The sequence below is a fragment of the Acutalibacter sp. genome (assembly GCF_056800975.1).
Map to the genome: position 1 here is coordinate 1 of NZ_JBQISV010000092.1, position 7975 is coordinate 7975.

The 7975-nt window shown below is 54.8% G+C and carries 9 protein-coding genes; 5 read left to right on the forward strand and 4 right to left on the reverse strand.

The genetic code is table 11. The features are described 5' to 3' along the window. From ACTO5E_RS09090 to ACTO5E_RS09100, 3 genes are all read left to right on the forward strand, one after another. Positions 1-222 (forward strand): hypothetical protein (locus tag ACTO5E_RS09090; RefSeq protein WP_482303109.1); only part of this gene is annotated, 222 nt, incomplete at its 5' end. A 9-nt stretch (positions 223-231) separates the two neighbouring features. Then, the gene (locus tag ACTO5E_RS09095; RefSeq protein ID WP_482303111.1) at positions 232-609 is read left to right on the forward strand and encodes a hypothetical protein; all 378 of its coding nucleotides are present in this window, start codon (positions 232-234) and stop codon (positions 607-609) included. 42 nt (positions 610-651) lie between these two features. Then, positions 652-1548, forward strand: a complete 897-nt coding sequence (locus tag ACTO5E_RS09100) for a DUF6414 family protein (RefSeq protein WP_482303112.1) — start codon at positions 652-654, stop codon at positions 1546-1548. A 59-nt stretch (positions 1549-1607) separates the two neighbouring features. Here the strand turns inward: ACTO5E_RS09100 and ACTO5E_RS09105 are convergent, their stop codons facing one another. The 4 genes from ACTO5E_RS09105 to ACTO5E_RS09120 all read right to left on the reverse strand — a co-directional run bounded on the left by ACTO5E_RS09105 (position 1608) and on the right by ACTO5E_RS09120 (position 5868). Next, positions 1608-1853, reverse strand: a complete 246-nt coding sequence (locus ACTO5E_RS09105; protein WP_482303113.1) for a DUF6061 family protein — start codon at positions 1851-1853, stop codon at positions 1608-1610. Between the two features lie 12 nt (positions 1854-1865). Continuing rightward, positions 1866-3512, reverse strand: coding sequence for a 23S rRNA (uracil(1939)-C(5))-methyltransferase RlmD (rlmD, locus tag ACTO5E_RS09110; protein WP_482303115.1), 1647 nt, complete (start codon positions 3510-3512; stop codon positions 1866-1868). 275 nt (positions 3513-3787) lie between these two features. Beyond that, positions 3788-4495, reverse strand: coding sequence for a hypothetical protein (locus ACTO5E_RS09115; protein WP_482303116.1), 708 nt, complete (start codon positions 4493-4495; stop codon positions 3788-3790). Further along, positions 4492-5868, reverse strand: a complete 1377-nt coding sequence (locus tag ACTO5E_RS09120) for a DUF1727 domain-containing protein (RefSeq protein ID WP_482303118.1) — start codon at positions 5866-5868, stop codon at positions 4492-4494. The genes ACTO5E_RS09115 and ACTO5E_RS09120 overlap by 4 nt, the downstream gene beginning before the upstream one ends. A gap of 194 nt (positions 5869-6062) precedes the next feature. Between ACTO5E_RS09120 and ACTO5E_RS09125 the strand changes: the two genes are divergently transcribed. Both ACTO5E_RS09125 and ACTO5E_RS09130 read left to right on the forward strand, forming a co-directional pair. After that, positions 6063-6884, forward strand: a complete 822-nt coding sequence (locus tag ACTO5E_RS09125; RefSeq protein ID WP_482303119.1) for a sugar phosphate isomerase/epimerase family protein — start codon at positions 6063-6065, stop codon at positions 6882-6884. A gap of 385 nt (positions 6885-7269) precedes the next feature. Beyond that, positions 7270-7974, forward strand: coding sequence for an MBL fold metallo-hydrolase (locus ACTO5E_RS09130; RefSeq protein WP_482303121.1), 705 nt, complete (start codon positions 7270-7272; stop codon positions 7972-7974). Position 7975: the final 1 nt, after the last annotated feature.

Genomic DNA, 7975 nt, shown 5'->3' on the forward strand with positions numbered 1-7975 from the left:
GATTACCCCTATGCTTTTGAACAGCGATTATCTGAATTTTGTCATGCAAACGCAGTATTACTGGACCTATTGTCAAGCAGTAAGAAGCGATGCAATTGGTCAGTCAAACATAAATGCGGAAAATTAAAGCATTTTGCATTTCCCCTCCCACCCCTCGCCGAGCAAAAGCGCATCGTTGCCAAACTGGAGGAACTGCTGCCGCTGTGTGAGCAGCTGAAATGAGGTGCAGTAATGATAACTTTTTATGACGGCCTTTTTACGGAAACATTGGAGATTATGAAGGAGGCCCACGATTGTGCGGACATTCTCCGTGATCTGGAGCGAATAGGACAGGCGAAAGCAAATGTATATTCCTATGGGGGCGTATCTGCCTCAGACCACCTCGACCAAGAACTTCGGCAAAAGTACCCCATGATTGATGTAATGCTGAATATTGCTGACACCATGCGCTCTAATCCATTGTTCTCGCCGCAGTCTGGACAGAACCGTACAATGGAAGAAGCCGCGATTGCCAGCTTGCAGCAGGATTATTGCGGGATTCTGTGCGATGTGGCAGTGAAAAAGGGGATAAAACAGAGTATCGAGGATTGCATTGAGAACGTAAATTGATGTGTGATAAACTGTCTTCGGTAAAATCGAAAGGAGAAGCATATGGATAATGAAATTACGCAAGAGAAATTACTAATTCCAGTATATATCAACGAAAAAATAGTACTGGATATGCTCGCAATCATGGAAAATGGATTTTCAACTGTAAGCCAAGTAAATTATACTGAGCACAAAGAAAGTGAAAACAATGAAAGCGGTGGAGGAGGAGTATCTACATCCGCCACCATATGGAGCAAACTTTTCAAGATTGATCTCTCCGGAGAATTTTCTCACACAGGGAGAAAGGGCGAAAGTGAGAATACAGTAAAGGAGAAAGTTCATACAAACGTATCACTTTTATCAAAATTTAGGACATTTTTGGTGAAAGAAAAAATTCTAAAGCCGGACTTTGATATTAAAAAAATAAGCATAGGAGACTTTGTTGAGGTTGAAGGAGAACTGGAAAAAAATCCTCTAATTGAATATATGGACAAGTTTGTTGATGTTTTCCGAATGGCTGATATTTTTTCCACAGAACCCGAATTAGGAAATAAAACGCAGGCCAAGCAGAAGAAACAGCAGGAGCAGGCTTTGTTAAAACAGCTTGAATCATTTGCTGGTGAATTGAAGCATAGCGGCACTGTAGATTTCATTTTGTCTGATAATAAAGGTACCATAGTGCTTTCGGCTCAAGAGAAATATCTATCAAATGATAATATTTCTGAAATATTAGGTGGACGATTCAAGGTTCTCGGAAAAGTCATTGCAATTTGCAAAGATGATTCAGAAAATATTGATTTATTTAGAAAAACCACATTGTCAATTCTATCAGACGATATCTTGTCCGAAGTGCTTTCAGCTTTCCAAAATGAAGATTCCAAACAATTTAATTTACCGACACTTAATACTAAGATTTATGGTCCTGCTGTTATTGTTATTCCCATTGCAATATACGCATAATACTATATATAAATTCATCCTCACTGACACCTAATAGTGCTAATGAGGATGACCTTCCATTAGCCCAAAGCTACATAGTCCGTCACATTTCTCAAATATTCCTCCGGATTCCCATTGAGAATCAAATCAGCATATCCAACCGGGTCATTGTAAATCAGATAGTCCAGCTCCGACTGTTGGTACATATTTCTTGCAAACTCATCTTCTACGGCGACACAGTCAATAGAGATCATGCTGCCATCAGCGTATTTTAACTCGACAAATCCGGTGTCCATATTGAACCCGCAAGAAAGAAGTATCTTCATCTCATTTCTCCCTCATATCATCTGAAAATGCTCCAACGCCGCCACAATCGCTTTTTCCTTCTCCAGCGGGCAGGTGGGAACCTTCGCATTTTCAGACTTCGGCTGATTAAAGCTGTCCCCGACCTCCATCCCGAACTTCCTCTTGACCTGGGAGATATACAAGGATGACACCTTCAAGCCGAATTTCTCCAGCACATACGTCTTAATCTCCTCATAACTAGCCTTGCTCTCAGCGGCGGTCAAATCCAGCTCCCCCAAGTCCAGGTCAACCTCAATATACTGCCCCACCTTGAGTTTGGACAACAATACGCACGTCTCCACATGCCCCGTCCCCGGGAACATATCCACCGGCGCAGCCTCCTGAGGAACATAGCCAGCCTGAGCAAAGTGCTTCAAATCCCTGGCCAGGGTGGCGGGGTCGCAGGAAATGTACACAATACGCTGGGGGGCCATGGCTGCGGCGGTCTCAATCAGCTCCGGGCTGCAGCCCTTTCGGGGCGGGTCCAGGGTAATCACCGTGGGCCGCAGCCCCCGGCGGGCCAGCTCCTGACTGGCCTGGGCCGCGTCGCCGCAGAGAAATTCCGCGTTTTCTATGTGGTTGCGCCGGGCGTTCTCCCGGGCATCCTCCACCGCCTGGGGCACCACCTCCACCCCAATCAACCGCTCCGCCTGCCTGGCCATAGAGAGCCCAATGGTCCCTGTGCCGCAGTACAGGTCCAGCAGCAGGCCGCTGCCCTTCAGCCCGGCATAGTCCGCCGCAATGCCATACAGCCGCTCGGCCTGGGTGCGGTTCACCTGATAAAAGGACAGAGGCGATACGTCAAATTCCAGCCCGCAGAGCCGGTCGCGGATCAAGCCCTGCCCCCACAGCGTGCGGCAGCGAGGCCCCAGGGCCACGTTGGTCCTGTCGTTGTTAAAGTTGAGCGCCACGCCCGCCAGCCCCGGCACCTGACGGCGCAAAGCCTCCACCAGCTCCTGCTGACAGCGGGGGGCTCCGCCCTTCACCACCAGGCAGACCATCACCTGACCGGTGGCCTCTGCCTTGCGCAAATAGAGCCGCCGCAGCCGCCCCGTGTGGGCGCTCTCGTCATAAATACTCTCCCCCGACTCCTTGATCCACCGGAGAACCGCCTCCGCCGCCAGGGTGAACTCCGGCGGGTGCAGACGGCAGCTGGCGCAGGGCACAATGCGGTGGGAATGCCTGGCGTAAAACCCCAGCATAGGCTGGCCGTCCGCACTCCGGCCAATGGGCAGCAACGCCTTGTTCCGGTAGCCCTCCCGACTGGGGGCGGGGAGAATCTCCCGCATTTTCAAGCCGGAAAAGCCCCCCACCCGCTCCAGGGCGTCCCTCACCCGCTGCGCCTTTGCGGCCAGCTCCGCCTCATAGCTTATGTGCCGGAAGCAGCACCCCCCGCACTGGGCGTAGACCGGACAGTCCGGCTCCACCCGGCAGGGCGCCGGGTCCAGCAGTTCCTCCAGGCGGCCAAAGGCATGAGACCTGGCAGCCTTTACCACCCGCACCCGAGCCCGGTCCCCAGGAGCCCCCAGGGGCACAAACACCGCCTCTCCCTCATAGCGGCCCACCGCCGAGCCCTCAGCGGTCATGCCGGTAAAGCCCAGCTCAATGATCTGGTTTTTCCTGAGTGAATCGCCTGACATAACAGCTTCCTTTCCATGCCCCATTTACAGGGTGACAATCCAATATATTGTGTAATTGCACTCGAAAATTTGTAAGAATAATGTACATTTCGACAAATTTCGTTAATGTGATTGACTTTTTGCCTAATTATGGTGTAAAATAAGAATATACAAGAGTACATCCAAATCAAACGATTACAAGTCTGCGGCTAAGCCGCAATTTCATTACAACTCCTCCCCAAAACAGGAAAAGGACGCGGTATAATGCCGGTCCTTTTCCTGTTTTTTCGTGCCTCTCATCCAATCTTCTCGTGAAAATCCTTCACCCGCTGGGCATAAGCCGCCTCTGCCGCCGGAGCAAAGGCCAGCTCTGCCTCAGGCGCTCCCATAGCGCCCAGCAGGCTTTTGGCAAAGCAGGGGTTCAGGGGCAGCACCGGGCCCAGCAGGTAGGTAGCAAACAGATTCCCCTGCCGCAGCCCCTCAAAGCCGCAGGTCTTGTTCAGCCCCACGCCTTTTGTAACAGAGAACAGCCCCTGGGCTCCCTCCTCCGGCCAAGCCATAGTGAACTGGCTTTTGAACCCAATGACCTCCTGCCCCTGCCACTGGCCCAAAAACACGCTGTTGTGCCGGTGCATCATGTCCTGCTTAGCAGTAAGGGGCAACAGCCCCAGGCCCTGCAGCCGCTCTCCATTCTCCCGCTCAATCCAGCGGCCGAACACCTCCACCGCGTTGCCGGTCAGCAAAAATGCCGCGCCCTCCTCAATCAGCTGGTCCAGCCGCTCCCGGTAGGGGCGCAGCTTGGCAATCACCTGCTCCTGGGTGCGCTCGCTCATAGGACCCAAGTAGACCAGGTCCACCCTCTGGCCTGCAAACACAGGCTCCCCTGTCAGGGGGGTGTCCGCCCGCCGGGCATCCGGCAGGCATTTTTGCAGATACTTCACATTGAACAGGTCCCCGAACAGATTGCACTTCTCAGGAAACAACGCCTCAATGGTCATGCTCATCCCCGGCTCCCTTCTTTTTTCATAAGCTCCTTGACCTGCTCCTTCACCCGGTTGGCCAAGCCAATGGTATACACATCGTACAAAATAAACACCGCGTCCGCCTCTCCCAGCCGCAGGGCTCCCGCCGCCTCCTCAGTCTCCGGCAGGTGGGCCAGACGCTCCTCCTTGGCCCCGGCCATCAGCAGCCGCAGGTACACATCCCAGTGCCGGGCTCCTGCCGCCACCACCTGGGTGACAGAATCGTCCGCCAAAAACTCAAAGTCCGCGTCATACAGCCAAGAGATATTCTCCACAGTGTGCATGGCGTCAAAATAGTCGTCCAAAAACAGAATGGCCGCTTTTTTTCCCGGGTAATCCCGGATGTTTTGAAAGGCCCGGGAGCAGGCCACCGGGTTCTGACCCTTGGCCAGGTGGAGGATGACCTTGCGGCTGTTGACCTCCTCCTCCAGGTAGCGGCTGGCGCTGATGGCGGTGTGGGCCATAGCGCCGGCGATTTTCTCCGGCGCAAGGCCAAAGGCGTAAAGCAATGCCGCCGCCGCCAGACTGTTGTACACGTTGATCATGCTGCGGTTAGACAGAGGCAGCCGCACCGCCTCCCCGCCCATTTCCACCAGCATGTCCCTCTCGCCCACCTCAGCGGCCCGGCACTCTCCCTGGGGAGAGGAGAGCCCGCACTGGGGGCAGCGGGCCCGGCCAATGTGGTGATACCGCCGGGTCTCCCATTCCAGCAAAGCCCCGCACTTGGGACAGGCCCGCACGTCCTGCACAATATTCTCCCCCGAGGGCTCCTCCTCCGGCTGAGGGTCAATAGAGAAATAGCTCCGAACGCTGCCGGGCTTGAGAGAGGCGCACATCAAATCGTCGGCATTCAGCACCAGGCGGGTGCTGTCCGGCACAAAGCGGTTGAGAATGTCCACAATAAACTCCGGGTGGGCGTTGCGCTTGTAAGAGTCCCGGAAAATATTGGTCACCAGCAGCAGGTCCGGCTTGATGTAGGACATGGTGAGGTTTGCGCTGCGCTCGTCCAGCTCAAACACCGCCAGCCGCTTTTTCGGCTTGCCCCACAGGGTAGAGCTGGCAATCAACGCCGAGGCCACTCCCGTGTCCACATTGGAGCCGGTGCGGTTGCACACAAAGTCATAGCCCAGGCGCTCCAGAACGTCCTCCACCATATTGGCCACTGTGGTTTTGCCGTTGGTGCCGGTAATGCCCACAATGGTCTCAGGCCGGGGCATACGGCCCAGAAAGTCCTTACAAAGAAAAATCGCGATGCCGCCGGGCAAGTTGGTGCCCTTGCGGCCAATCAGCCGCAGGCAAAACACCGACAGCTTGGCAGCCAGCAGGGCAAGGGTAAATCTCAGGTTGCGTTTCATTATGGTCAGCTCCCTCTTTCCGCGCTTTCCAGTACCGGGACGGCAAAGGCCTCCTCTGCCGGAAAGCGTCTGTACTCTGTTATTCTACCAAAGAACCGGGGATTTTTCAACTGGTATCTTGACCTTTTGGGTTTTTTATGGCAAAATGGAGGAAGAAAGCTTTGTCTACATCAAACATTCAGGAGGTCATTTCTATGAAAACTTTGCCCGTAGCCGTGCAGGTCTATTCTGTGCGCGATGACGCTGCCAGCGACTTTGCCGGCGCCATGAAAAAGCTTAAGGAAATCGGCTATGACGGGGTCGAGCTGGCCGGGCTTTACGGCCTGAGCCCTGCCCAGATTAAAGCCGCCATTGCGGAGGCCGGCCTGGTGGCGGTCTCCGCCCATGTGCCCTTTCAGGAGCTGGTTGCAGACATGGAGGGCGTTGTCAGCCAGTATGAGGAGATTGGCGTCAAGTTCATTGCCATCCCCTATCTCATGGAGGAGGACCGCCCCGGCGGAGAGAAGTTTGAGGGCAATGTAAAGCTGTTTGAGGAGATTGCCAAGGTCTGCAAGACCCACGGCATTCAGACCCTGTACCACAACCACGACTTTGAGTTTGCCAAAATGTCCGACGGCCGCTATGCCCTGGACTACATTTACGACACCATTCCCGCCGACCTGCTGCAGACCGAGATCGACACCTGCTGGGTGAATGTGGCTGGCGAGGACCCTGCCGCCTACATCCGCAAATACACCAACCGCTCCCCTGTGGTGCACCTGAAGGACTTCCACAAGGAGGGCAAGCCTGCCAACATGTACCAGCTCATTGGCACTGATGTGGAGGAGCAGGAGAGCCACGGCACCTTTGAGTTCCGGCCTGTAGGCAGCGGCATGCAGAACTTCCCCGCCATTCTCGAGGCCTCCATCGACGCCGGCGCCCAGTGGGTGGTGGTGGAGCAGGACCAGTCTATCGGCCGCACCCCCATGGAGGCTGTCACCATGAGCCGGGAGTATCTGAAGTCCTTGGGCTGGTAATCACCGTAATGCCGGACCCTATTCGTGACGGACGCCCCGCAGGCAATTCGCGGAGCGCCATGGCCTGCGCAAGGACAGGTTCATAGCCGCAGTTTGTTATGAGCGCTTGCCGCTAGCCTTTCAAGACGCGCACCCACGCTCTTCACGTCACTGCCAACGCTGCCTCCAAAGGCGGGCAACCTATCAGCATCGTGGTAGAACCTCGCGCCCTGCACCACCAAAAAGGCGGACTAAAAAACGGGCAGCGTATCAGCATCGTGGTAGGACCCCGCGCCCTACACTACCAAAAAGGCAGATTAAAAAATTGGGCAACCTATCAGCATCGTGGTAGGACCTCGCGCCCTGCACCACCAAAAAGGCGGATTAAAAAAAGGAAGATGTTTTTATGAAGGTTACCTATATTCTCCATAGCTGCTACCATGTGGAGCTGGAACACACCTGCCTCCTGTTCGACTGGTATGAGGGGGATATTCCCCCAAGCGAAAAGCCCCTGTATGTGTTTGCCAGCCACTGCCACGGAGACCACTTCTCCCCCGCTGTGTTTGAAAAAACCGCCCAGCAGGGCCGTCAGGTGCGCTTCCTCCTGTCAAACGACATCTGGGAGAGCCGGGTGCCCGAGGCTCTCCGGGAGAACACTCTCTTTGTGGCCCCCCGGCACAGCTATGAGGTGGACGGGCTGAAGGTGGGCACTCTCCGCTCCACGGACCAGGGCGTGGCCTTTCTGGTGGAGTGCGAGGACAAACGCCTCTACCACGCCGGAGACCTAAATTGCTGGGTGTGGGACGGCGCGCCCCGGCTTCAGAACGACCAGATGACTGAACTCTACCGCCAGGAACTCACCGCCCTTTCCGGCATTGAGCTGGACGCGGCCTTTGTGCCCCTGGACCCCCGGCAGGAGGCGGATTTTGACCTGGGAATGCGGTATTTCTTTGAGACGGTGGGGCCGGAGCATGTGAAGCATGTATTCCCCATGCACATGTGGGGCGACCACTCCGTGGTGTCCCTGTTCAAGTCAGACCCCAACTACAAAAAATACGCGCCCTTGCTGATGGACGTGAGCAGGCCAGGCCAGGTTTTCCCCTTGGATTAAG